The 23,694-nt window shown below is 67.7% G+C and carries 25 protein-coding genes; 3 read left to right on the top strand and 22 right to left on the bottom strand.

The window, feature by feature from the left end:
* Positions 1-58: 58 nt before the first annotated feature.
* From AC1DTF_RS17405 to secA2, 17 genes are all read right to left on the bottom strand, one after another.
* The gene (locus tag AC1DTF_RS17405; protein WP_477474960.1) at positions 59-1,078 is read right to left on the bottom strand and encodes a quinone oxidoreductase family protein; all 1,020 of its coding nucleotides are present in this window, start codon (positions 1,076-1,078) and stop codon (positions 59-61) included.
* Positions 1,075-1,884 carry an alpha/beta fold hydrolase gene (locus AC1DTF_RS17400; RefSeq protein ID WP_057166069.1) on the bottom strand — a complete coding sequence of 270 codons (810 nt, stop codon included), beginning with the start codon at positions 1,882-1,884 and terminating at the stop codon, positions 1,075-1,077. The genes AC1DTF_RS17405 and AC1DTF_RS17400 overlap by 4 nt, the downstream gene beginning before the upstream one ends.
* Positions 1,885-2,023: 139 nt before the next feature.
* Positions 2,024-2,947 carry a LysR family transcriptional regulator gene (locus AC1DTF_RS17395; protein ID WP_057166070.1) on the bottom strand — a complete coding sequence of 308 codons (924 nt, stop codon included), beginning with the start codon at positions 2,945-2,947 and terminating at the stop codon, positions 2,024-2,026.
* Positions 2,944-4,224 carry a TRAP transporter large permease gene (locus AC1DTF_RS17390; RefSeq protein WP_477474959.1) on the bottom strand — a complete coding sequence of 427 codons (1,281 nt, stop codon included), beginning with the start codon at positions 4,222-4,224 and terminating at the stop codon, positions 2,944-2,946. The genes AC1DTF_RS17395 and AC1DTF_RS17390 overlap by 4 nt, the downstream gene beginning before the upstream one ends.
* Positions 4,221-4,799 (bottom strand): TRAP transporter small permease, encoded by a 579-nt coding sequence (locus AC1DTF_RS17385; RefSeq protein ID WP_477474958.1) that lies wholly within the window; start codon positions 4,797-4,799, stop codon positions 4,221-4,223. The genes AC1DTF_RS17390 and AC1DTF_RS17385 overlap by 4 nt, the downstream gene beginning before the upstream one ends.
* Positions 4,796-5,596, bottom strand: a complete 801-nt coding sequence (locus AC1DTF_RS17380) for a maleate cis-trans isomerase family protein (protein WP_477474957.1) — start codon at positions 5,594-5,596, stop codon at positions 4,796-4,798. Before AC1DTF_RS17380 ends, AC1DTF_RS17385 begins: the two co-directional genes overlap by 4 nt.
* Entirely contained in the window at positions 5,593-6,594 is a 1,002-nt protein-coding gene (locus tag AC1DTF_RS17375; protein WP_057166073.1) for a TRAP transporter substrate-binding protein, read from the bottom strand. Before AC1DTF_RS17375 ends, AC1DTF_RS17380 begins: the two co-directional genes overlap by 4 nt.
* A gap of 449 nt (positions 6,595-7,043) precedes the next feature.
* A complete protein-coding gene (locus AC1DTF_RS17370) occupies positions 7,044-7,667 on the bottom strand; it encodes a MerR family transcriptional regulator (protein ID WP_057166190.1) in 624 nt (207 codons plus the stop codon).
* A 213-nt stretch (positions 7,668-7,880) separates the two neighbouring features.
* Complete coding sequence (locus AC1DTF_RS17365; protein WP_057166074.1) at positions 7,881-8,375, bottom strand: bifunctional nuclease family protein; 495 nt, start codon at positions 8,373-8,375, stop codon at positions 7,881-7,883.
* Positions 8,376-8,420: 45 nt separating this feature from the next.
* Entirely contained in the window at positions 8,421-9,164 is a 744-nt protein-coding gene (ftsR, locus tag AC1DTF_RS17360; protein ID WP_057166075.1) for a transcriptional regulator FtsR, read from the bottom strand.
* A 26-nt stretch (positions 9,165-9,190) separates the two neighbouring features.
* On the bottom strand, positions 9,191-9,655 hold the full coding sequence (gene garA, locus AC1DTF_RS17355; protein WP_057166076.1) for a glycogen accumulation regulator GarA: 465 nt from the start codon (positions 9,653-9,655) through the stop codon (positions 9,191-9,193).
* 189 nt (positions 9,656-9,844) lie between these two features.
* Positions 9,845-10,240, bottom strand: coding sequence for a glycine cleavage system protein GcvH (gcvH, locus tag AC1DTF_RS17350; protein ID WP_477474956.1), 396 nt, complete (start codon positions 10,238-10,240; stop codon positions 9,845-9,847).
* Between the two features lie 31 nt (positions 10,241-10,271).
* Positions 10,272-11,051 carry a DUF881 domain-containing protein gene (locus AC1DTF_RS17345; protein WP_057166078.1) on the bottom strand — a complete coding sequence of 260 codons (780 nt, stop codon included), beginning with the start codon at positions 11,049-11,051 and terminating at the stop codon, positions 10,272-10,274.
* A gap of 3 nt (positions 11,052-11,054) precedes the next feature.
* Positions 11,055-11,387: a small basic family protein gene (locus AC1DTF_RS17340; RefSeq protein ID WP_024455738.1), complete on the bottom strand. Its 333-nt coding sequence runs from the start codon at positions 11,385-11,387 to the stop codon at positions 11,055-11,057.
* Positions 11,388-11,413: 26 nt separating this feature from the next.
* Entirely contained in the window at positions 11,414-12,310 is an 897-nt protein-coding gene (locus AC1DTF_RS17335) for a DUF881 domain-containing protein (protein WP_477474955.1), read from the bottom strand.
* A 4-nt stretch (positions 12,311-12,314) separates the two neighbouring features.
* The gene (locus AC1DTF_RS17330; RefSeq protein WP_477474954.1) at positions 12,315-12,935 is read right to left on the bottom strand and encodes a CDP-alcohol phosphatidyltransferase family protein; all 621 of its coding nucleotides are present in this window, start codon (positions 12,933-12,935) and stop codon (positions 12,315-12,317) included.
* A 10-nt stretch (positions 12,936-12,945) separates the two neighbouring features.
* Positions 12,946-15,291, bottom strand: a complete 2,346-nt coding sequence (gene secA2 / locus AC1DTF_RS17325; RefSeq protein WP_235570838.1) for an accessory Sec system translocase SecA2 — start codon at positions 15,289-15,291, stop codon at positions 12,946-12,948.
* A 129-nt stretch (positions 15,292-15,420) separates the two neighbouring features.
* Here secA2 and AC1DTF_RS17320 point away from each other — a divergent pair, with 129 nt between their 5' ends.
* Both AC1DTF_RS17320 and AC1DTF_RS17315 read left to right on the top strand, forming a co-directional pair.
* Complete coding sequence (locus AC1DTF_RS17320) at positions 15,421-17,328, top strand: ABC transporter ATP-binding protein/permease (RefSeq protein ID WP_477474953.1); 1,908 nt, start codon at positions 15,421-15,423, stop codon at positions 17,326-17,328.
* Between the two features lie 15 nt (positions 17,329-17,343).
* Positions 17,344-19,278, top strand: coding sequence for an ABC transporter ATP-binding protein/permease (locus tag AC1DTF_RS17315; RefSeq protein WP_057166082.1), 1,935 nt, complete (start codon positions 17,344-17,346; stop codon positions 19,276-19,278).
* Here AC1DTF_RS17315 and AC1DTF_RS17310 read toward each other — a convergent pair.
* From AC1DTF_RS17310 to AC1DTF_RS17300, 3 genes are read right to left on the bottom strand one after another with little or no spacing between them, the layout of a single operon-like run.
* A complete protein-coding gene (locus tag AC1DTF_RS17310) occupies positions 19,275-20,774 on the bottom strand; it encodes an FAD-binding protein (protein ID WP_477474952.1) in 1,500 nt (499 codons plus the stop codon). The two genes, AC1DTF_RS17315 and AC1DTF_RS17310, sit on opposite strands and share 4 nt — an antisense overlap.
* 5 nt (positions 20,775-20,779) lie before the next feature.
* Positions 20,780-21,274 carry a VOC family protein gene (locus AC1DTF_RS17305; protein ID WP_477474951.1) on the bottom strand — a complete coding sequence of 165 codons (495 nt, stop codon included), beginning with the start codon at positions 21,272-21,274 and terminating at the stop codon, positions 20,780-20,782.
* Between the two features lie 46 nt (positions 21,275-21,320).
* Entirely contained in the window at positions 21,321-22,037 is a 717-nt protein-coding gene (locus AC1DTF_RS17300; protein ID WP_477474950.1) for a TetR/AcrR family transcriptional regulator, read from the bottom strand.
* Between the two features lie 100 nt (positions 22,038-22,137).
* Here AC1DTF_RS17300 and AC1DTF_RS17295 point away from each other — a divergent pair, with 100 nt between their 5' ends.
* Positions 22,138-22,578 carry a nitroreductase/quinone reductase family protein gene (locus AC1DTF_RS17295; RefSeq protein WP_477474949.1) on the top strand — a complete coding sequence of 147 codons (441 nt, stop codon included), beginning with the start codon at positions 22,138-22,140 and terminating at the stop codon, positions 22,576-22,578.
* Here AC1DTF_RS17295 and AC1DTF_RS17290 read toward each other — a convergent pair.
* Complete coding sequence (locus AC1DTF_RS17290) at positions 22,491-23,237, bottom strand: Rv1815 family serine proteinase (protein ID WP_442928695.1); 747 nt, start codon at positions 23,235-23,237, stop codon at positions 22,491-22,493. The genes AC1DTF_RS17295 and AC1DTF_RS17290 overlap by 88 nt on opposite strands.
* 175 nt (positions 23,238-23,412) lie before the next feature.
* Positions 23,413-23,694: LysM peptidoglycan-binding domain-containing protein (locus AC1DTF_RS17285; RefSeq protein ID WP_477474948.1), on the bottom strand; the 282-nt coding region annotated here is incomplete at its 5' end.

Below are 23,694 nucleotides of genomic sequence, written 5' to 3'. Positions count from 1 at the left end.
AGGATCGCGGAAGGCAGCGTCGAGATCCGCGCCTTCGATGCTGCCCTGGTCCTGTCCATCAGGCAAAGAGTTGATTCCGTTGTTCTGCATCGGTTTTCGATATGTCCATGGTCACGACGACCTTGCCGGCGCGGCCGGGTTCGGAGAACCTGCGGTGGGCCGCCGCCAGGTCGGCGAAGGCGAACGTCGCATCCAGCACCGGTTGCACGCTGTGCGCCAACACCTTCGGCAGCACCTCGGCCGCCACTTCACGGCAGATCGCCGTCCGCATCTCGTCGCACAGCCTGCCCAGGCTGGACGACGAGATCTCCACTCCGCCGGCCATCAGCGCCCCCAGGTCGACGGCGGCACCCGTGCCGGAGGCGACTCCGACGATGACCAGCCGGCCCAGTGGCGCGAGCACGCCGATGTTGGCGGCCACCGTCGCCGCCCCCTGGTTGTCCAGGACAATGTCGACGCCCGCGGGCGCCAGCCGCTTGACTGCGTCGAAGACATCGCTCTCGCCGTAGTCGATGACCTCATCGCAGCCGAGCGCCTCACACAGGGCGGTCTTCTCCGCTCCCCGGGCAGTGCCGATGACGGTGGCGCCCAGCCCGCGGGCGATCTGGACCGCCGTCGAGCCGACTCCCCCTGCGGCGCCGTGGATCAGCACCCGCTCACCGGGCTGCAGGCGGCCGCGGTGCACCAGATTCCACCACGCCGTCGCGGCGGCCTCCGGCAGCGCGGCGGCCACACTCAGCTCGAGGTCGTCGGGGATCTCGATGCAGGCGCCGGACGGGACGGCGACGTATTGGGCATATGCGCCGGCCCGGGTCAGTGCCGCCACCCGGTCACCGGGGCGCCATCCTGCACCCGCCACGACCACCGTGCCCACGCACTCCAGACCGGGAACACCACCGGGCGGCGGTGGCATCACCCCACGACACTGCAGGATCTCGGCATTGTTGAGCCCGAAGGCATCGACCGCCACCAGTACCTCGCCGGGGGCGGGCTGCGGTATCGGCACCCGCTCGATGCGCAACGGATGCCGTCCGCCCGGGTCGCGAAGGACCGCCGCGGCCATGGTGGGCTCGGTCATCGCAGCACCACATCAGCGTGGAAATCCACCACCGCCCGGGCGAACTCGCTCGGGCACGTCTCCGGGCTGGCGATGTCACCGTCGGCCAGTACGTATTGCCTGGCCTGCGGGAAGGCCGCCATGATCCGGTCGTGCCGCGGGTAGGCCCGCGGGTCACGGGCTGAGGCGACGCACAACACCGGACCCGGATACCGGCCGACGCCGTCCTCGGAGCGATACGCGGCGACTGCGGCGTGCCCGCGGTCGGGATCGGGATGTGCCAGCACGTCCCGCACATAGCGCCCCTGCACGTCGGGATCGGGATGGGCCAGATACTCGGCGCGGCGCTGCCACAGCCGGGCGAGGTGTCCGCCGTCCGGTTCGGTGGCAATATCGTTGAACGGCGGCGCGGTTCGCCGCCGGCGACGCTCGTCCTCGTCGATGAACGGTGTCGATGACAGCACCACTGACAACACGCGTTGCGGTGCCGATACGGCCAGCTCGTAGGCGACGAGCCCGCCGAAATGATGCCCGACCAGATGGGCGCAGGGCACCCGCAGTTCGTCCAGCACATCGAGGACGGCAGCCGCCGCCGACTCGATCGTGTTGTCGGGTAACGCTTGTGAAGCGCCGTAGCCGGGAAGATCGGGTATCACGATGCGATACCCCTCGATCAGGCCGGCGACGGCGCGGAACTCATCCCAGCTACGCGGCGTCTGGTGCAGCAGCACCAGGCAGGGGCCGTCGAGGTGACCGCCCACGGTCACGACGTGCATGCGCCCGGATCGGGTCTGCACGTACATCGGTGTCGGCTCGGTGCCGCTCACATGGCCTCCAATACGGGTCAAGGTCCTTGACTCGATCCAAGACGCGTCCGGCTTGCGGAGCAAACAGTGAATAGTGCTGCATCACATCGGATTAACAGATGCAGTGCATCTACGGAAGCGATCGATCCGGGTGGGCAGATCAGCTCGCGCCGGTCACCACGGTGCGGCACCGTTCGGCGAAGGCCCCGGCGCGGCGACTCATCCGCATGGACTGCAGTGAGGCCACCACCACCCGCAGCGGTCGCACCTCGTCGGCGAGCGGGACGGCCACCACCCGGCCGCCCGCATAGGTGCTGTCGGTGGCCGGGCGCTGGTGCAGCAGGCTGTAGCCGTGGTCCTGGGCCACCATCGCGCGCACCGTCTCGTAACTGCTGGAGCGGTACTGCACGTTGGGCTGCAGTCCGCGTTCGGTGAAGACGCCGATGAAGTAATCGCGACTGAAGGGCAGATCGACCAGGATCATCGGTTCGTCGACCAGGTCGGCGAGTTTTACGCTGTCCTCTCCGGCCAGCCGGTGCGCGGCCGGAAGTGCTGCGTAGGGGTGGATTTCGGCCAACACATCGCGATCGATACCGTCACCGAGCGCCAGGTCGTAGGTCAGGGCCACCTCGGCCCGGCCCGATTCCAGGTACTCGCTCACCTCACCGGCGACGGCCTCGGTGACGTGCACTTCCAGGCCGGGGTGGTCCCGTTTCAGCCCCGCCAGGATCGACGGGAGGTAGAACGGCGCGATCGGGCTGAAACACACCACGTGCAGCGGACCCCAGAATGCCTGCGCCTCACCGGCGATCGATTCCAGCGATTCGGCGAGTGCGGTGAGCGTCTGGCGGGCGCGGAGCAGCAACTCTTTGCCGGCCGCGGTGAGGATGAGCCCCTTGGCATGCCGCCGGATGAACAGCTGGACGCCCAGCTCCTTCTCCAGGTGGGCGACGGCCGAGGACACCGCCGACTGCGCGACGTAGAGATCCTCGGCCGCGCGCGTCATGCTTTCCCGCTCGGCGACCCGGATGAAGTAACGCAGCTGCGTCAGCGAGATGCCGCGCAGCTGGTCCACCCCGGTCATGGCCCACCAAGGACCGTCGGCAGCCAGGTCGCCAGCGCCGGGAAGACGATCACCAGGGCGAGCACGCCGACGGTGGCGATGAGGAACGGGGTGTTGGCGCGCAACACGCCCCACGCGTCCACCTTGGCGATCTTGGCGGCCACCACCAGGGACATCGCCACCGGCGGGGTGACCTGACCGACGATGACGGTGAGCACGATGATGACGCCGAAGTACACCGGGTCGATACCGACGGCGAGCATGGTCGGCAGCATCACCGGCATGATCACCGGGATCAGCGGGTCGAACAGCATGCCGGCCAGAATGGCCACCACCGTCAACACCAAGACGTAGCCGAGCTGGGCGTCACCGGGCACGATCTGCGTGGCGAATGCGGTGAGCGCCTTGGGCAGTCCGGCCATCGCGAGCACCGCGCCGAGGGCGACGGAGACACCGACGATCAGCATCACCTCACCGGTCAGGACCGCGGCCTCGATCAGGCACCGGTACAGCCGTCGCACCCCGAGGGAACGGAACACCAGCGACGAAATCAGGATGGCGTAGACGACGGCGAAGGCACCGGACTCGGTCGGGGTGAACACACCGAGGGTGAGTCCCAGCACCACCAGCAGCGGCACACCGAAAGCCAAGAAAGCGCCACGAAAGGTGCGCCACACCTCGCGCCAGTTGAACGGGATCTTCTCGCCCCACCCGTTGCGTTTGGCCTGCACCGCCACCACCACCATGAGCACCACGGTCAGGATGACACCGGGGATGATGCCGGCCAGAAAGAGTGCGCCCAGCGAGGTTCCGGTGGCCGCGGCGTACAGGATCATCGGTGAGGACGGCGGGATGAGCGGTCCGATGCCCGACGAGGATGCCGTCACCGCCGCGGCATACGGTCCCGGGTAGCCGTGCTTCTTCATCTGCGGGATGAGCGTGGAACCGGTCCCGGCGAGATCGGCCACCGAGGTGCCGACCATGCCACCGAAGAACAGGCTGGTCGATACGTCGACCTGGGCGAGTCCGCCCGGCAGGGATCCGAAAATCGAACGTGCGAAAGCGAATACCCGTTCGGCCACCCCGCCGGCGTTCATCACCACACCGGCGAGGATGAACAGCGGCATGGCCAGCAGCACGAAGCTGCTCATTCCGTCGGTGACCTGTTGCGGGTACTGCAGCATCCAGGAGCCGCCCAGGGTGGCATACACCGCGACACCACTGGCCATCGCGATGATCAGCGGCGTGCCCAGCAGCAGCAGACCGACGATCACCACCAGGGTGAGAGTCAGGATCACGATTTCTCCTCGTCGAGCTGGCGCAGGATCGCCGCTCGGCAGCCGGGCAACTGGAACAGCACGATCAGTGCGGCCACGGTCGCCCCGATGGGCAGCGCAGCGATGAAGAAGCCCTTGGGCAGCCGCAGGTACGGGCTGGGGTCACCCCCGAACTTGGTGACGTACAGGTAGGCGAACCAGGCCAGGTGCAACAGGACCGCGGCGGTCAGCAGATCGGTGCCCAACTTCAGCCAGGTCTGGATCCGGACCGGCAGCCGGCCGACGAAGGCCCGGATCTCGATGGACTCCCGGCGGCGCACCCCGAGGGTGAAGCCCAGCATGGTCAGCCACAGCATCATGCCGGTTACCAGTTCCTCGGTCCAGCCCAGCGGGGAGTTGAAGGCGAACCGCATCACCGCGTTGGCGAACAGGATCAGCGTGATCGCCGCCAGCAGCGCGGCGCAGAGGACCTCCAGCACCCGGTCGATCACCGTGTGCGTACCCGGATTCGGGTCGACGCCGAAGGTGGAGTCGAGTTGCATCTCCACGTCGGTTCGTTCGGCGATCGGATGGTGTGTCTCACGTGCAGTGGTCATGCGGGGGCTCCCGTCGCGTCAGGGTCCAACCTGTCCTCCAGCAGCGCCCCGAAGCCCGGTCGCGCCGCCCGCACCCCAGCGATCTGCAGTGCGTACCAGAACGACGCCTGCACCGCGCTGATCACCGGTTTGCCCAGCTCGGCCTCCAGTGCGGCGATTGCGCCGACGCTGGCGAAGTTCGTGCAGCTGATGAAGACGGCACTCGACTCGTCGGTGTCGGTCTCGACGGCAAGGTCGAACACCCGCTCCAGCGGTACCTCGGCCAGTTCCCGGTCACTGGTGATGCCCAGACCGACGCTCGTGACGACCGGATGGCCGTTCTCGCCGAAGAACCGGCTCGCCCGGTCGATCACCTCCTGCCGGTAGGGCGTCACGAGGCTGATCGGCCCGGCGCCGACCGCCTTGAGCGCGGCGATGCTCGCGGTCGAGGTGGTGGTGCAACGACCGGTGAGCCCGCTCCACTGCTCGAAGTGGCCGACCAGCATGCGATCCCACGCGGTGCCGTGCAGAAACGACGCGCTGGTGCCACCGAAGACCAGGACATCCAGTGGCGCCTGGGCCACCAACTCGACGGCGGTCCGCAGCTCGGGCGAGCGCATCATCGCGTCGATACCGTCGACGGTGACGCTGGGCAGCGTGACCCGGCTGGTGTGGATGGTCGCGCCGGGGGTGGCCATGGCATACATCTCGGCCTCCATCAGCGTGCTGGATGCCATGTACACCAGCCCGATCCGGGTCGCCGTGTTCAGCGCCCCGAGCGGGAGTCTGGGCCGTGCCCGGTGCTGGGCCGGGGTCACTGGCGGTACTCGGCGAGCACCCGGTCGGCGAAGTCGCCGGGGATCCCCGCGGCGATCTCGTCGCGCACACCGCTGACCGCCTCACTGAGCTGATTCACATCGGCCTCGTTGACCTGCACGCCGGCGCCTTCGAACTTGGCGATCAGCTGCTCGTCGGCCTCCGCGCCGGCCGTCCTGCTGGTGGCCGCGGCGGCGGTGGCGGCCGTTTCCAGACCCTGCTGAATCTCGGGCGACAGTCCCTGCCAGGTGTCCTCGTTGACGGTGAGGTAGACCGGGCTGTAAATGTGCGATGTCATCGACAGGTAGGGCTGCTTCTCGTAGAAGGAGAAGGCGTCGATGACCTTGAGCGGGTTCTCCTGGCCGTCGAGCACGCCCTGATCGAGCGCGAGGTAGGCCTCACCGATATCGATCTGGGTGGGCGCCGCGCCGAGCGCCTCGAACAGCGCAACCCGCGCCGGGTTCCCGGGCACCCGGATCTTCAGGCCGGCCAGATCCGCGGAGGTGACGATGGGCCGCTTGCTGTTGGTGATCTGACGGAACCCGTTCTCCCCGAAGCCCAGAACCCTGGCACCGACCGTCTCGACGAGCGACTCGCTCAGTTCGTCACCGAAGGGTCCGTCCAGGAAACCCGAGACGGTGTCGCGGTCGGTGAACAGGAAGGGCATGTCCATGATGCCGAAGGTCGGGTCCAGGTTCGCCACCGAGCCGCTCACCGCGGCAATGTCGATCGCGCCGGCGCGCAGGCCCTGAAGCACGGCCTCCTCGTCGCCGATCGCCCCGCCGCTCTGCACCGTCACCGAGACCGAGTTGCCGAGTTCCTTCTGCACCTCGTCGGCGAAGGCGAGCAGCATGTCGGCCAGCGGGTCGCCGGCACTGGTCTCCACCGCCAGCGTGAGTGTCGTTGCACCGGAGCTGTTCTCGGTTGAACTCGAGCATCCGGCCAGCGCAAGTGCAGCGGCCAACCCGGACGCGGCAATCGCCTTCGACAGTGACTTCATCGTTTTCCTCTCATGGGCCCAACGTTTTTCGGGATCGAGTGTGTTTCCGGGCCGGCGCCGATGCCAACGCGATGGAGTCAAGATTCCGAGTACAGGTGGACCCGCGTCAAACAGTCAAAAGCGGCTGCCTGCATCTGTCAAACAGATGCTACGTAACACGAATTTAACTGCGGCAGAAGATACTTCGGCGTGACATCCGCGTAACGCGGCTGCGGTTCACTACCGGGTTGGGAGCCATCGGGTGGCCGCCGTCTTCCTGGGAGTTTTCGGGGCCGGCGGAGCGCTGCGCCGCGCCGGTCGGGGTCGGCGCAGCAGAAATCGGGGTGGTGTGATCAACCTCATCGCCGGGGTGGGCGCCGCAACTGTGTCCAACACCATGGTGGCGCGGAGCGGAGAAGACATCAAAAAGGGCCGCCGCAGCGGCCCTCTTCGATGTGGTGCGGCGTATCTCAGCCGATTTTGCGGTCGCGGGTCTTACGCCGCGAGGCCAGTTCGTCCTCCGGGGCGGCGATCGATTCGCCGCCGTCGGCACGTTCTCCCGGGAAGTCGGCGATCGCGCCGGTCAGTTCCCGCATGGCACCCGAGACCGCGATCCCGAACACGCCCTGCCCGCCTTGCAGGAGGTCGACGACCTCTTCGGCGGAGGTGCACTCGTACACGGTGGTGCCATCGGAGAACAGGGTGATGTTGGCGAGATCCTGCACCCCGCGTTGACGCAGGTGATCCACCGCGACCCGGATGTTGTGCAGGGAGATACCGGTGTCGAGTAGACGCTTCACGATCTTGAGGACCAGGACGTCCTTGAAGGAGTACAGCCGTTGGCTGCCCGATCCGGCGGCGCCACGGATCGATGGCACGACCAGCGAGGTGCGCGCCCAGTAGTCGAGCTGCCGATAGGTGATGCCGGCGATCTGGCAGGCGCTCGGTCCGCGGTAGCCGACCAGCTCGTCCGGGATCGAGTTGTCCGGGAACAGACCGCCCTGCACGGGTTCGCCGGGTGCGCTGCTCACGGGCGGCGTGGAACCGCCGGCTGAAGACAGATCCAACTCCCCCTGATGTGGCGTGTCGCCCACAGTCCATCCTCTCGCCGTCGCCCCCGGGCCCGTGACCGTACCCGCGTCACGTCCGAGTTTGAATGTGTCGAGCATACGCTCAACACATTGCTGCTACTGCTTGTCGTCGATCAAAATTATGGCTGCCCATTTCCCGTGCGGCTCACACTCGACCCGCGTGTCGAACTCACGAGACGCATCCGTGATGTTCGACGTCACGCGGCCGGAGCAGGGTCAGGTGGCCTTGAAATCATCGGGTGAGACGCTGTCGAGGAATTCCTTGAACTTCTCGACCTCGTCCTCGCGGACCGTTCCGTCGGTCTCCTCGTCGGTCTCGTCGGGTATCAGCAGCCCGGCCTCGGCGAGTACCGCTTCCTCGACGTAGATCGGCACCCCGACGCGCAACGCGATGGCCACCGAGTCCGAGGGACGCGCCGAGACCTTGATATCGCGGTCGAAGATCAGGTCGGCGTAGAAGGTGCCCTCCTGCAGATCGACGATGCGCACCTCTTTGAGCGAATGGCCCAGGGCAGCAATCAGATCCCGGATGAGGTCATGGGTGAGCGGGCGTGGCGCCTCGACACCCTGCTGTTCCTGCGCGATCGCGGCGGCCTCGGACTGCCCGATCCAGATCGGCAGGTAGCGGTCACCATTCGACTCGCGCAGCAACAGCACCGGCTGATTCTGGGGTTGCTCCACACGAATACCGACTACCCGAACCTCACCCATCAGCGCCTGCCCTCCGCAACGAAGCCGTCGAGGAAAGTCTAGTCCTCAACGATCGAGAACGTCTCGCACAGCGGACTTGATCAACGACGTGTGCAAGGTGATCGCCAGCGCCGCCACCTCCCGGGCCAGGTCGTCGGCGCGGTCGCGGGCGCCGGCCTTGCCCGCGGCCGCCACCGGCCCGGCGATCTGGGCGATCAGATCGGACTGCCGGTCGGCTGCCGACCGGAACGCCCGCAGATGCCGCGGTTCGACACCGTAGTCGGCCAGCGCCCGTGCGCACTGCGCGATGGTGACCGAATGTTCGTCGAAGAATCCGGCCGGTCCGGGCTTGATGACCCCCGCGGTGACCAGTGCCGCCAGCAGCGCGTTGTCCACACCCGACCGGGACAGCAGGTCCTCCCGGCTGAGCCGCACCTGTGCCGGTGCCACCGCGTCGGTGCCCGCATGGTCGGTGTCGGCGCTCGCATCCCCGGTGATCTGGACCAGGCGCGGGACCGTGTACGCGGAGCCGAGAGCAGGCAGTTCGCCGTCGGGTTGGGCGTCGAGTTGGGCCTTGATGACCTTCAGCGGCAGATACTGCTCACGCTGCGCGGTCAGGACGAACCGCAGCCGCGCGCAGTCGTAGGCGGTGAACCGGCGATAGCCCGCCGCTGAGCGCTGCGGGGTGACCAGCCCTTCGGCCTCCAGGAACCGGATCTTCGAGATCGTCACGTCCGGGAAGTCCGGGCGCAGCAGATCCAGAACCGCTCCGATGGACATCCCGGCGGGCGCCGGTTCGGGCTGGGTCATCTAGTCCTCGCGCGAGCGCTCCGCAGTCAGCCTGCGTCGTCGGTCTTCGGCCCGGTCAGGAACACCAGGCGGAACTTGCCGATCTGCACCTCGTCGCCGTTGGCCAGCACGGCGGAGTCCACCGGCTCACGGTTGACGTAGGTGCCGTTGAGGCTGCCGACGTCGACGACCTGGAACTCGCCGGACTCCAGCCGGAACTCGGCGTGCCGACGGCTCACGGTGACGTCATCGAGGAAGATGTCGCTGTCGGGGTGGCGACCGGCCGAGGTGGTGGCCTGGTCGAGCAGGAAGCGCGAGCCCGCGTTGGGGCCCCGCTTGACGACGAGAAGTGCCGAACCCGCAGGCAGCCCCTCGACGCCCGACACCGAACTCTCGGTGCCGGTGCTGGCCGGGGCATCCAGTTCATTCAGGAAATCAGCGCGGAAAACCGATGTCGTCTCCACTGTGACTTCATCGGACTGGTCGGCCTGAAAGTTGCTGTTTTCCGTCACCCGCTGCTCCTCTACTGGCTGCTGTGGCGTGCTTGTCCGGCGGCCGGCGCTGGCCCCCCGACCGTCATTGCGTCTTACGACGACCGTACCGCGCCGGGCAGGCCATTGGGTCCACCACCGCCGGATCCGGTCACGCAGACTTGCTCACGCTTGTCGCTGATCAACCGATCCGCAAAACCCTAACAACCCCTACTCGGGGAGAATCCCGCGGTAGCCGTCCGCGTCCAAAAGGTCCGGGAGCGGACCGGCGGGCGCGGCGGTCTCGGTCTGCAGTTCGACCAGCCAGCCGGCCCCGTAGGGATCGGAGTTCACCAGCTCCGGGCTGCCCTCGAGCTCACCGTTGACCGCAACGACTTTCGCGGTGATCGGGGCGTAGAGGTCCGACAGCGATTTGGTGGATTCCACCTCACCGAACGCATCGCCGGCGGCGACCGCTGTGCCCACATCGGGCAGCTGCACGAACACCACGTCGCCGAGGGCGGCCTGCGCGTAGTCGGTGATGCCGACCCGCACGGTGTCCTCGCCGGTGCGTCGCACCCATTCGTGCTCGGCGGTGTACTGCAGATCGGACGGGATCTCGCTCACGGGACTCCTTCGGCGGCGGGACTCGGGCGCACTACTTGACGGGCTGAGCGTATTGGCGAGGTTTCGGTTGCCGCAAGGCGGTCACCTCGACGGACTCGGACTGGGTCACCGTCATCGCGCCGCCGACCCGTTTCACGCTGTCCATCGCCCCGCCCGGAATGTTCATCGCGGCCGACAGGGTGGGCGGATCACCAATCGCCAGAACCGAATACGGCGACCCGAGCGTAACCCCGTCGATGATCAGCGCGCCCGGCGCGCCGACCACCCAGGTGTCCACGCCCACGCGCACCGCCCCGCCGGCCCCGCTTCCCCGGATCTCCATGGCCTCGGCGCCCGCGGCCCGCAGTTCGTTGATCACATCGAGCATCGTCTCCGGCGACACGCCGCGCGCGTTGTCCTGGACGTTGATCGTCACGCCCGGGCCGACGGCGGCCACGGCGCCGATCAGGATGGACAGCGCCGCCAGCCTGGCCTGAGCGTTCTCGATGGCCGCCTGATCGCTGCTGCCGGAAGCCTGCAGTGAGTTCAGGGTCTGCTGCAGATCGGCCACCTCGGTGTTGAGCGCGGCTTCCCGCTGCTGCAGGGAATCCAGCAGCACCAGCAGGTCGGCCGGCCGTGCGGTCTCCAGCGAATCCCCGGATCCGGTCTGCCGGACCTGGGTGACGATCGCGATGCCGAGCAACATGCACAACAGGACGCCGAGAGCGCCGAAGATCCATTGCGACCGGGTCCGGCCGGCCTGCGCCGCGGCATCCTCCGGCAACTCGTGGCGGCCGTGCTCGGGCTGCTCGTCACCGTCGTGCTCAGCCATCTCTCACGCCCCGAACAGCCTGCGCCGCAACGCGGCAGCGTTACCGAAGATACGGATGCCGAGCACGACGATGATCGCCGTGGACAATTGGGTGCCGACACCGAGCTGGTCGCCCACGTAGACGATGAGCGCGGCCACCAGCACGTTGAAGACGAAGGAGACGACGAACACCTTCGCGTCGAAGATCCGCTCGAGATAGGCGCGCAGCCCACCGAACACCGCGTCCAGCGCCGCCACCACGGCGATGGGCAGGTACGGCTGGATCGCCTCGGGCACGCTCGGGTGGAAGACCAGCCCCAGCACGATGCCGACGACGAGTGCGGCGATGCCGATCATGTGTGGATCACACTCAGTCCCATACCTCAACGCTCAATCTGTTTGGCGAAGCGGATCTCTCGTACCGAACCGCCGGGCACGCTCAGCGCCTCGCCGGTACTGACCGTAACCCCCACGCCGTAGGACTGCTGCAGCAACGTGAGGCGCTGCATCCCGGGACTGCGGTTGAACACGTCCTGCAGGGCGTGTGGCGGCCCCAGCGCGATGACGGCATACGGACTGGTGATCGGGCGGTTGTCGACGAGGATGCCGCCGCCGGCCTGCCGGATGGTGACATTGGGACCGATCCGCACCCCGCCGACCGCGATCGCCTCGGCTCCCCCGACCCACAGCGAGTTGACCACCAGCTGCAGATCGCGGTCCAGGATCGCCTGCTGGCTGCCCGCGACCCGCTGTTTGGACACGTCGGTGAGATCGCGGGACATGCCGGGGTCGGTTACGGTGACCTCAAGGCCGGGACCGATCGCGGGGGTGACCGCGGCCTCGAACTCCGCCTCGTCGAGCGCGGCGAGCAGCGCCCGGCCCTGTGCGTCGCCGGCCAGGCGGCTGCGGCGCTCGGTCTCCACCTCGGCGGCCAGCCCGTCCCTGGTCGCCTCGACGGCGTCGGTGCGGTTCTCGCCGGTGCGCACGCTGTCGGCCAGCACCAGCTGGGTCTGCCGGTTGGCCGGCGCCACCGACTGCGCCTGCGCGGCGGCCACGGCGAACACCACCGCCACGGTCAACCCGGCCAGCAATGTCCAGCCCCCGGAGCGCAACCGGCCGGCGGGCCGGTCGTGGCGGGCCGACGCGGCGGCCGCGTAACCGGGGTCGAGGTGATCGGAGAGCAGCGAACGTAGCAGCGACGGCACCGGGATGCGTTGCGGCGCACCGGCTTCGTGATGGTTGAGTCCGGCCTCGGGGTGATAGCCACCCAGCGAACTCACGGGATCAACCATTTCCGGGTATCCCCCGGCTCGCCGCGGCGGTGCGGGGCAGTCGCTTGATCACCAGCCCCACCTGCGCCAGGTAGAGCACCGCCGACCACAGGTACAGCGCCATCCCCCAGATCAGGAACGCCCACCCGATGGCCAGGATCACCCGGCTCCACAGCGCGTCGAACTGGCCCAGCAGCACGAACGGCAGCCCGGACATCAGCGCGAATGTCGCGGCCTTGCCCAGATAGGTGACCGGCAGCGCGGTGAGCCCACGACTGCGCAGCACCGGCAGCGTCGCGGCCAGCACCACGTCCCGGCCGATCAGCACCGCGACGAACCACCACGGCACCACCCCGGCGACGGCCAGGGCCACCGGCGTCACCACCATGTAGATCCGGTCGACGGCCGGGTCGAGAAGCTCCCCGAGTCGCGAGGACTGATCGGCGACGAGCCGGGCGATCTTGCCGTCCGCCCAGTCGGAGAACCCGCTGAACATCAGCACCGCGACCGCCCAACCGATGGCATCGGTGAACAGCAGATACAGAAAGACCGGCACCAGCAGCAGGCGCAGCACACTCAGCGCATTGGGGATCGTGAAGATCCGATCCCTGCCTTCGCCCCCTGAAGGCTCCATGACGGTCAACCTAGCGGAAGACACCCGGCAGGCTCAGCGCCGACATGACGTTGTCGGCCAGCGGGTCGTCGTGAATCATGTACGTCCACGTCGAGGTCGGGCGCGCCAGCCTGGTCAGATCCAGGCCGGTCTCGCCGCCGACGATGTTGGCGGTGTCGAAGGTCTGCTGGGCCGCCTCGATGGCGTCGGCCGCCAGCGAGGCGAAGGCGTCGACCGCCATCCGGTGGAACTCGTCCAGCGGGCTCTGGTTGCCCAGTGCGCGCAGGCTGATGCTCTCCCGGATGTCGGCGAGGTACGCCAGGTGATCGGCCCAGCCCCGGTCCAGGTGATACAGCATGATCAGCCGACAGATCTCGTCGAGCCGTTCCTCGGAGACCGATTCGGCGATCTGCTCATAGCGTTTCGGCGAACGTTCCTGCAGCTCTTCGCGCGCGGTGGCGGTGCGCAGCAGGGTGTCGCGGCGGTCGACCAGGATGGCGCGCTGCTGCGCGGTGAGCTGGTTGTACCGCCAGGTGTTGGCGTGCAGGTCCAGCGTCTTGCCCTCGGCGACCCGCTGGGCGTGGTCGAGCAGGGTGGCCGCCTTGGTGCTGGTGACCTTGCCGTCCTCGTCGGTCTGCAGCGGCAGCTTGTTGGGTTCCAGGAAGGACACCACCACGTCGTCCTCCCAGCTGGAGAAGAACACCGAGGAACCCGGGTCGCCCTGGCGGCCGGCGCGGCCGCGCAGCTGGTTGTCCAGCCGCTCGGTGTAGTGCCGTCCGGTGCCGATGACGTGCAGACCGCCCAGCTCGGCGACCTCATCGTGCTGGGCCTCATCCGAGCCGCCGAGGCGGATGTCGGTACCGCGGCCGGCCATCTGGGTGGACACCGTGACCCGGCCCTGCGCGCCGGCCTCGGCGATCACGGCCGCCTCTTCGGCGTCGTTCTTGGCGTTCAGCACCACCGCCGGGATGCCGGCCTTCACCAGTCGTTCGTGCAGTTCCTCGGATTCGGCGACGTCGCGGGTGCCGACGAGGATCGGCTGCGACGATGCGTGCACCTCGGTGATGTGCTCGACGATGGCGTCGTTCTTGGCGGCCACCGTGATGTAGACCCGGTCCGACTCGTCCTCGCGCATGTTCGGCTTGTTGGACGGGATCGGTGAGACCCCCAACTTGTAGAACTGGCGCAGCTGCTCGCCGGCGGCCAGCGCGGTACCGGTCATCCCGCACACCCGCGGGTACCGGTTGATCAGCGCCTGCACGGTGATGGTGTCGAGCACCTCACCGGTCTCGGTGATGTCGATGCCCTCCTTGGCCTCGACCGCCGCCTGCAGGCCGTCTGGCCAGCGCTGCAGCGAGGCGATGCGGCCGCGGGAGGCGTTGATCAGGTGTACGGCGTCGTCGCGGACGATGTAGTGCACATCGCGTTCCAGCAGCACATGCGCGTGCAGCGCCACGTTGATCTCGGTGAGCGTGGTGCCGACGTGTTCCTCGGAGTACAGGTCGATCCCGCCGAGGGCCGCCTCCAGCCGACGCGCACCTGCATCGGTGAGCTGCACGTTGCGACGGTCGGCGTCGGTCTCGTATTCGGCGTTCTCGCGCAGCTCGCCGACGAGCTTGATGATCTCCAGCCGCGGGGTCTCGCGGTGTGAGGTGCCGGCCAGCACCAGCGGGACCAGGGCCTCGTCGACCAGCACCGAGTCGGCCTCGTCGATCAGCGCCACGTCCGGGCTGGGTGAGACCAGATCGTCCACCGAGATGACCAGCTGATCGCGCAGCACGTCGAAGCCGATCTCGTTGACCGAGCCGTAGGTGACATTGCAGCCATAGGCCTTGCGGCGCTGCTCGGGCGTCGCGTCGGCGGTGATCCAGCCGACGGTCAGTCCGAGCGCCTCCAGCAGGGGGGCCATCCATTCGGCGTCGCGGCGGGCCAGGTAGTCGTTGACGGAGATGACGTGCACGCTGCGGCCCGCGATGGCGTAGCCGGCCGCGGCGATCGCGCCGGCCAGGGTCTTACCTTCACCGGTGGCCATCTCGACCACATCGCCGGCGAGCATGCGCAGCGCCCCGAGCAGCTGGACGTCGAAGGGTCGCAGGGAGATCGACCGGTCGGCCGCTTCCCGCACGATGGCCAAAAACTGCGGGATATCGCTGGAGTCGGCGAGCTCGTCGAGGTTCAGCAGGCCCGCGGCCTTGCGCAGCTGCTCATCGTCGAGGCCGGCGGCCTTCTCGTCGAATGTCGACGAGGCGCGGACCTGGGTCATGGAGCGCGCCTGGTCCTTGTCGGTGCTCGCGCCGAGCAGCTTCCAGAATCGGTTGCTCAACCCGCCTGATTTCGAGCCACCGGACTTGGACGCCTTCGAGGTCTTGGAACTCACAGCCACATTCATACGGTACGCGGCAGCGGCACGGTGGCCGCACTGCCGTGGCGCGGCGCCACGGCACCTACGCTGCGGTAGCTTCCTGCCAACAGCACGCCAACGGCCGGCACCGTCGAACGGACAGAGATGGACACAGCGACGCTCGGCCCGTCGATCGACTGGAGTACCGAGTTCGGGCGTTCGGCGCGGTGGATCCTCGAAGCGTTCGGTGTCACCGCGGCCTGTCTGGCGATCGTGATCGCCGTGGCGGCCCGCCGCACCGAGTGGGGCCGTCAGTTCGTCCGCATCACCGGCAGCTTCTTCACCGGCAGGGGCAGCGCGCCGGTGTGGCTGGCCCTGGGCACCCTGTTGCTCTCGACGATCATCGCGGTCCGGCTCAGCGTGTTGATCAGCTATTACACCAACGACCTGTTCACCTCCCTGCAGATGGCATTTCAGGGCAGCGGCACCGGCGACGACTCGCTCAAGGCCGATGGCATCTCACATTTCTGGGATGCCCTGCTGGTCTACCTCGTGCTCGCCGTGCTGTTCATGACGCGCTACTTCGCCGACCTGTACCTCACCCAGCGCTTCCTGATCCGGTGGCGGCTGTGGCTGACCCGCCACGTCCTCGACGACTGGCTCGCCGGGCACGCCTACTTCCGTGGCCGGTTCGTCCGCGATGCGGTCGACAACCCCGACCAGCGGATCCAGGCCGACGTCGACATCGTCACCACCGGCTCGGCGGAGGAGAACAATCCGGCGCACGGCTCCAACCACATCCTGTTGTTCGGCGCGATCGAGTCCATGCTGACGGTCGCCTCGTTCGGGGTCATCCTGTGGAACCTGTCCGGGCCGCTGAACCTGCTGGGCATCGTGATCCCGCGGGCGCTGTTCTGGACGGTGATCGTCTACGTGCTGGCCGCCACCGTCGTCGCGTTCTGGATCGGCCGCCCGCTGATCCGGTTGAGCTTCCGCAACGAGGTCCGCAACGCCGGCTTCCGGTTCGCGATGATCCGGCTCAAGGAAGCCGCCGCGGGCGTCGGGCTGTACCGGGGCGAGCCGGCCGAACGACGCGGGCTCGACGAACGTCTGGTCGGGGTGATCGGCAACTACCGGAATTGGCTGAACCGGATGATGCTGTTCCTGGGCTGGAACGTGTCGATGAGCCAGGCCATCAATCCGCTGCCCTATGTCGTGCAGGCCCAACGGCTGTTCTCCCAGCAGATCTCCTTCGGCGATGTCATGCAGTCGGCCACCGCGTTCCACGCCATCCATGACGGGCTGTCCTTCTTCCGCACCAGTTACGACGCGTTCGCCGGGTTCCGGGCCGCGCTGATCCGGCTCGACGGACTGCTGGACGCCAACCGGCGGGCGCGGGCCATGCCCGGGATCGATTACCTTCCGCCGGCCGATGACGCGGTCCGGCTGCACGGTGTGGAGGTCCGCACCCCGGACGGCCGCCGGCTGGTCGACAGGCTGAACCTGACGCTGGAACGCGGGGCCACCCTGTTGGTCACCGGGCCGTCCGGGGTGGGTAAGTCGGTGCTGTTGCAGAGCCTGGCCGGGTTGTGGCCCTACACGTCCGGTCACGCGCAGTACCCGCTGAACAGCATGTTCATCCCGCAGGTGCCGTATCTGCCGCTGGGGACACTGCGCACGGTGGTGGCCTATCCRCACGACCGCGCCGGGTTCAGCGATGACGCCATCCAGCGGGTGCTGCTGCAGGTGGCACTGCCGCACCTGGTCCTGCAGCTCGGCGACACCCGTGATTGGGCGGCCATCCTGTCCCCCGGTGAACAACAGCGCATCGCCTTTGCCCGGGTGTTGCTGCACCGCCCACCGCTGGTATGCCTGGACGAATCCACCTCGGCGCTCGACGAGGGCCTCGAGCTCACGCTCTATCAGCTGCTGCAGGCCGAGCTGCCCGGCACCACCGTGGTCAGCGTCAGCCATCGCCGCACGGTGYACCGATTCCATGAACACCGGCTCGATCTGCTCGGCGACGGCCGCTGGTCCGACAGCACCCTCCGGCCACCTGTCGACAGCTTCTAGGGGTACCTTGCCCGCATGGAAATGTTCACCACGTCCCTCGACTGGGGCAGTGAGCTCGTCACCTCGCTGATCTGGATCGCCAAGGCGTGGGCGATGGCCGCTTGCGGCACCCTGGTGGTGCTCTTCCTGCTCGGCAGGTTCACCACCTGGGGCCGCCAGTTCTGGCGTGTCACCGGTGCTTACTTCACCGGCCGCGAGTCGGTGAAGGCGTGGGCGTGGCTCGGCGCGATCCTGCTGTCGGTGATCTCCGGGGTCCGCCTCGATGTGCTGTTCAGCTTCCAGGGCAACGACATGATGACCGGCGCCCAGGTGGCAGTGCAGGGCCTGTCCAGTGGTGACGAGGCGGTCCGGCAGTCCGGCGTGGACGGGTTCTGGACGGCACTGTGGATGTTCGCGCTCCTGGCGACCATTCACGTTGCGCGGGTAATGCTCGACCTGTACATGATGCAGCGTTTCATGCTGGCGTGGCGGACCTGGCTGACCGCCCGGCTGACGGCAGATTGGCTCGACGGCAAGGCCTATTACCGCAGCCGGTTCATCGATGACACCATCGACAACCCGGATCAGCGAATCCAGTCCGATATCGACATCTTCACCACCAACGTCGGCCCGCTGCCGAATACGCCCAACAACACCAGCGGATCCACCCTGCTGTTCGGCGCCATCTCGGCCGTCGTCTCGGTGATTTCGTTCGCGCTGATTCTGTGGAACCTGTCCGGCGATCTGGAGCTCTTCGGAGTCACGGTGCCGCGAGCGATGTTCCTGATCGCGTTCGTCTACGTCTTCATCGCCACGATCATCGCGTTCTGGATCGGCCGCCCGATCATCCGGTTGAGCTTCGACAACGAGAAGTACAACGCCGCGTTCCGTTACGCGCTGGTCCGCCTGCGCGACGCCTCGGAGTCGGTGGCGTTCTACCGCGGCGAGGTCGCCGAACGGGTGCAGCTACGCAATCGGTTCGAGCCGATCGTGTCGAACTATCAGCGCTTCATCAATCGGTCGGTCGGGTTCTACGGGTGGAACTTGACAATCAGCCAGATCATCAACCCACTGCCCTGGGTCATCCAGGCGCCACGGCTGTTCAGCGGGAACATCCAGCTCGGCGACGTCTCCCAGACCGGTTCGGCATTCGGCCAGATCCAGGAATCGCTGTCGTTCTTCCGTAACTCCTATGACGCGTTCGCCGGCTGGCGGGCCTCGATCATCCGTCTGCACGGGCTGGTGATCGCCAACGAGGAAGGCCGCGCCCTCCCCGAACTCAACGTGGAGCCGTGCGGCAGCTGCCCGGTGGAGTTGCACGATATCGATGTCCACACCCCCACCGGCGAATGCCTGATCGAGAATCTGAACCTGGAGATGTACCCGGGTGACACGCTGATCGTGACCGGTCAGTCCGGCACCGGTAAGACCACGCTGCTGCGCAGCCTCGCCCAGCTGTGGCCGTACACATCGGGCACGCTGCGCTGCCCGGACGGCATCAACGAGACGATGTTCCTGTCCCAGCTGCCCTACGTGCCGCTGGGTGATCTGCGCGCCGTGGTGTCCTACCCCAAGGGCCCCGACGTGCTCACCGACGCCGAGCTGCAGGTGGCCTTGGACAAGGTGTCGCTACCGCAGTGCGCAAGACGCCTCGGCGAGCTGGCGGACTGGGCCAAGGTGCTCTCCCCGGGCGAGCAGCAGCGCATCGCCTTCGCCCGGGTGCTGCTGACCAAACCGCGGGTGGTGTTCTTCGATGAGGCCACCTCGGCGCTGGACGAGGGCCTGGAGTACACCATGTACGACCTGGTGCGCCGGGAGCTCCCGGACACCATCCTGGTCAGCGTCACCCACCGCAGCACCGTCGGTCAGCACCATGAGCGGCACCTGCACCTGCTCGGCGGCGGCAACTGGATCCTCGGCGATGTCGACGATGACATCGACAAGCCCGACAAGGAACCCGAGCCCAGCTAGGCGCTGCGCACGCCCGCGCGTCGCCCTGCGTGGTCTCCCGCCCGCCGCCCGAAAAAGGACCCCTCGCCCAGCTGCACCCCGCTGGCGTAACCCTTGCCGTCGCGGGCGATGTTGGATGCGCACGCACCGGCGGCGTAGAGCCCGGGGACCGGGCTGCCGTCGGCGCGCAGCACCTCACCGTCGATCGACACCGTCAGCCCACCCATGGTGAACCCGGAGTACATCGCCACCCCGAGGGTCAGATCGAAGGCTGCCCACGGCCCGGTGTCCTGCACGGCGATGTAGTCGGGCTGCTTGTGGAAATCGGGATCGGTTCCGGCCGCGGCGTTCTCGTTGTACCGGGCCAGCGAGGCGGCCAGCTTGCCTTCCGGGATGCCGAGCGCGGATTCCATTTCGGCGACCGTCTCGAAGCCGTCGATGAACTTGATCAGCGGCATCTCCGGCATCTGCATGTGCGCCTCGTCGACGATGAGATACGCCGCCTGGTCGGGTTGCTCGAGGACGAACGCCGAGGTCCGCGAATGATAGGAGTCCTCGGCGACGAACCGCTGCCCGTCCTTGTTGACGATGATGCCGGTCAGCAGGATCTCCGGCGGATAGGCCGCGGCGGTGATGAACAGCTGGTCGAGATTCTTCGCGACGCCGCCGGCCGATACCCCGAGCCGGATGCCCAGGCCGTCGTCGTTGGGGTTGCCCAGGATGTAGGGCGCCACCATGCCGTGGTGTTTGGTCTTGCGTTCCTGGCCGAGTGCCGGGGTGTACTGGGCGACCATCTCCGGGTTCATCGCGAACCCACCCGCGGCGATCACCACCGACTTCGCCTTCACCGCACCGGTTTCGGTGAAGTGCTTCCAGTTCACCCCGACCACGGCACCGTCCTCGACGATGAGGTTGGTGGCGCCGGTCTCGTAGCGGATCTGGACGCCGAGTTCGGCGGCGCGCTTGAGCAGCAGTTCGATGACCATGTTGGCTCCACCGAGTTCGCCGGGGACCGGCACCGAGTGACCGCGCGGGGCGGGGGCGGCCTGTTCGATGAACGGCCACACCTTCTCGTTGCCGGTGTAGGACAGGCCCTCGGTGCCCGGTGGCACCACCACCTTGCCCGGGTAGTAGCTGCGCTCGAACTGAAATCCCAGCGACTCAAGCCAATTGAAGTGGTCGACGCTGCCGTCGCAGTAGGCGCGGATCTTGTCCAGCTCGGGATCCTCGGTCACCGCGACGAGGTACTCGTACATCGCCTCGGCGGTGTCGGCGTGCCCGGTGGCCTCCTGTACGGCGGTGCCGCCGCCGAGGTAGAAATGACCGCCGGCCATCGAGGTGGTACCGCCGGCGGCGGCGGCGCGTTCCAGCACCAGCACCCGGGCGCCGGCCGCGGCGGCCGATACCGCCGCGCATCCCCCGGCGATGCCGAAACCGACGACCACGACGTCGACCTCGTCGGACCAGTCCGCCGCGTCGGCGACGGTCAGGGTGTCCGGAATCTGCTGCAGTGTCATATCTCTCACTTCTGCTCGTTCTTGATGTGGTCGAAGACGGCCTGGATGTCGGCCGGGATGTGGGCGATCTCGATGAACGGCACGCCGGCGCCGGCGGCGCTGACATAGGCGAAACGCATCCCGCCGGGCATGACGCCCTGCATGACGACCGGCGCGCCGCCGGCTTGCGCGTCACGCACCGCGGTATCGAACCCGGTCTCGTCGGCGGCTGCCATGCAGATGTGGTGCAGACCGGGTCCGGAGGTGGCCAGAAACTCGGCGTAGATGCTCTCGCCGTCGACCGGCGCGATCAGCTCGAGCTGTAGGTCACCGGCATAGCTGAGCGAGATGTCGGCGGTGAAGTCGGCAGGCTCGCCGCGGTGGGTGCAACTGTCCGGGCCGAAGTGGATACCCGGCATGCGCACCCACTTCTTGGCGCCGAGCAACGCGGTCAGCGTCCGCTCGGTGGTGTCGAGGTCGCGGGTCACCCAAGCAACCTGGACAGGTGTCTGATTCAGCATCGCCAGTGAGGATATCGCCACCGTGCCACGATGGCTAGAACGTGTTCTAGTTCTGCCCTGTGTCCGGCCACGAATCGCCGACCGACGAGACCAGCGTCTGCACCAACAACCGGACCTGGCCGTCGAAAACCACCTCGGGCGCCGACAGCGTGTCCAGGCCGTACTGCCCGAATACCTCCAGGCTGATCGCGCCCACCAGTGTCGCCCACACCAGGAAGCACTGCAGCAGCACGGGGTCGCCGCCGGCGAAACCGAACTCTTCCCTCACCCGGTCCAGGTCGTCCGATACCGGTTGCGGCGCAGCACCTTCGGGGTCGGGCACCACGCCGGCACGGATGCCGTCGGCGATGACCGCGAACAGGGCACCGACCACCCGGGTGCCGGGGCCGACCGTCAACTCGGCCGGCGCACGATAGCCGGGCACCGGACTGCCGTAGAGCAGCGCCCAGCGCGCCGGCTGCCCGACGGCCCAGCGGCGCGCGGCGTGCGCCATGGCCACCAACCGCGCCGCCCAGTCGCCGGGCATCGCCTCGGCGGCGGCGTCCACCGCGTCGGCCAGTTCGGTGTAGGCGTCGATCAGCAACAGGGTCAGCAGATCGTCCCTGCTGGCGACGTAGCGGTACACCGCAGAGGACACCAGGCCGATCTCGCGAGCAATGGCACGCAACGACAATCCGGCGGCACCGTCGGTGACCAAATGACGCCGACCCACCTCGATGATCTGCGCCTCGATCCGGTCGCGCGTCTCCTGCCGTTTTCCCACCGGGTCAGTGTGCCAGAAAAGAGAACACTGCTCTTGATTTTGGGCGCCCGGCGTGCCAGGCTTGATTCAAGAGCACTGCTCTCCAATCGAAGGGAATGACATGACCACACGCTATGACCAGCCGAATCGGGCCGCCCGCGCCTTCAACGAAGTGATCCGGCAGTTGGCCGAACTGGGTATCGGAATCGCCGGCAGCCGGGCGCTGCGGGTGCGGGGGCGGACCACGGGTCAGTGGCGGTCGGTGGTGGTCAACGTGCTCACCGTCGACGGCCGCGACTATGTCGTCTCACCGCGCGGGAACACCCAGTGGGTGCGCAATGCGCGGGCCGCCGGAAGCGTGCAGACCGGCCCGCGCTGGCACCGGCGCCAGGTGGCTATCCGGGAGGTCCCCGATGCGGCCAAGCCGGAGCTGCTCCGCCGCTATCTGGACAGGTGGTACTGGGAGATCAAGGGTCACTCGGGCGGGTTGACGCCCGTATCGACCGACTCTGAGGTGAAGGAGATCGCCGCTTCGATCCCGGTGTTCGAACTGGCAGGCTGAGTCGCGACGGCCTCGCGGATCCGCTGGCCGGTGGACTGCCAGGACACCGCGGTCGGGGCGCCGCCCCAAGTGCTGTTGAACAATCCGACGATCGCCGCGCGGCCGTCCGGGGTGAGCGTGTAGACGGGGCCGCCCGAGTCGCCCTTCTGACTGACGACACCGTTGCCCATGGTGAACCAGCCGTTGTTGACCGCCGCGACGGTGCCACAGCTCTCACCGGTGACGACGCCGAAGTGGCAGACCTGCTGTCCGGGCTGACTCACCGCGAGCGCCTCGTCGATGACGAGTGCGCGCCCGCCCGGCAGCACCGGGTTGACCTGGACATCGTCGGCCAGGGTGATGGCACCCCAGTCGGCGATCTGGTGGTCGCCGGTGACCGTTGCGCCGTCGGGGGTGTTGTCGTCGAACAGTGCCATCGCACCGATGACATGACCGGCCTTGTCGGTGACGGGTCCGTCGCCCCGGCAGTGCCCGGCGGTGAAGGCGGCCCGCGCCACCGGATCGACGAATCCCAGCGTGCACAGGGTGCTGCCCTGCCGGATTTCCATCCCGGGATACACAGTCACTCCCGGTTCGGCGGTGGCCGCGGGCGCGACGGCCAGAGCCATCACCGCTGCCGGCGCCGCCGCCATCAGTCCCAGGAACAGGCGTGCACGCATCGAGCCCTCCGATCCTCCACCCCACACAGGAATCGACGCTACCGGGGTGCTGTGGAGTGAATCGGATAACGGATCGATCTCGTTACATCACAGGTCTCATAACAACTCGCGTGTCACAACAGCAACAAAAGCCCGGCCCCGTAGAGGGGCCGGGCCGATGTTTCTGCGATCGGAACTACGGAATCGTGAGCACCTGACCCGGGTGGATCAGGTCCGGATTGGCCACACCGCTGGCGTCGGCAATGCGCTGATACTGATTTCCGTCGCCGTAGAAGCGCTCCGAGATCGCCCACAACGTGTCCCCGGAGACCACCGTGTAGGTGCGTGGGGCCGGCGGCGGCGGTGGAGGAGGAGGCGGCGGGGGCGGTGGTGCCGCAGGCTCGGCGGCCGGTTCCGGCGCGGGCTCCTCGGCGGCGGCGAGCTCGACCTCGGGCTCGGCGGCCGGCGCGGCGGGCGG

Source organism: Mycobacterium sp. P4_H6, from assembly GCF_056400845.1.
The sequence above is the reverse complement of the archived record's forward strand: the minus strand, read 5'-3'. Positions and strand labels throughout refer to the sequence as shown.

What these genes read in the sequence shown, in the direction of transcription:
- AC1DTF_RS17405 (WP_477474960.1), bottom strand. Translation starts at nt 1,078, where the DNA reads ATGACCGAGCCCACCATGGCCGCGGCGGTCCTTCGCGACCCGGGCGGA.
- AC1DTF_RS17395 (WP_057166070.1), bottom strand. Translation starts at nt 2,947, where the DNA reads ATGACCGGGGTGGACCAGCTGCGCGGCATCTCGCTGACGCAGCTGCGT.
- AC1DTF_RS17385 (WP_477474958.1), bottom strand. Translation starts at nt 4,799, where the DNA reads ATGACCACTGCACGTGAGACACACCATCCGATCGCCGAACGAACCGAC.
- AC1DTF_RS17375 (WP_057166073.1), bottom strand. Translation starts at nt 6,594, where the DNA reads ATGAAGTCACTGTCGAAGGCGATTGCCGCGTCCGGGTTGGCCGCTGCA.
- AC1DTF_RS17365 (WP_057166074.1), bottom strand. Translation starts at nt 8,375, where the DNA reads ATGGGTGAGGTTCGGGTAGTCGGTATTCGTGTGGAGCAACCCCAGAAT.
- ftsR (WP_057166075.1), bottom strand. Translation starts at nt 9,164, where the DNA reads ATGACCCAGCCCGAACCGGCGCCCGCCGGGATGTCCATCGGAGCGGTT.
- AC1DTF_RS17345 (WP_057166078.1), bottom strand. Translation starts at nt 11,051, where the DNA reads ATGGCTGAGCACGACGGTGACGAGCAGCCCGAGCACGGCCGCCACGAG.
- AC1DTF_RS17340 (WP_024455738.1), bottom strand. Translation starts at nt 11,387, where the DNA reads ATGATCGGCATCGCCGCACTCGTCGTCGGCATCGTGCTGGGGCTGGTC.
- AC1DTF_RS17330 (WP_477474954.1), bottom strand. Translation starts at nt 12,935, where the DNA reads ATGGAGCCTTCAGGGGGCGAAGGCAGGGATCGGATCTTCACGATCCCC.
- AC1DTF_RS17315 (WP_057166082.1), top strand. Translation starts at nt 17,344, where the DNA reads ATGGAAATGTTCACCACGTCCCTCGACTGGGGCAGTGAGCTCGTCACC.
- AC1DTF_RS17310 (WP_477474952.1), bottom strand. Translation starts at nt 20,774, where the DNA reads ATGACACTGCAGCAGATTCCGGACACCCTGACCGTCGCCGACGCGGCG.
- AC1DTF_RS17305 (WP_477474951.1), bottom strand. Translation starts at nt 21,274, where the DNA reads ATGCTGAATCAGACACCTGTCCAGGTTGCTTGGGTGACCCGCGACCTC.
- AC1DTF_RS17295 (WP_477474949.1), top strand. Translation starts at nt 22,138, where the DNA reads ATGACCACACGCTATGACCAGCCGAATCGGGCCGCCCGCGCCTTCAAC.
- AC1DTF_RS17290 (WP_442928695.1), bottom strand. Translation starts at nt 23,237, where the DNA reads ATGCGTGCACGCCTGTTCCTGGGACTGATGGCGGCGGCGCCGGCAGCG.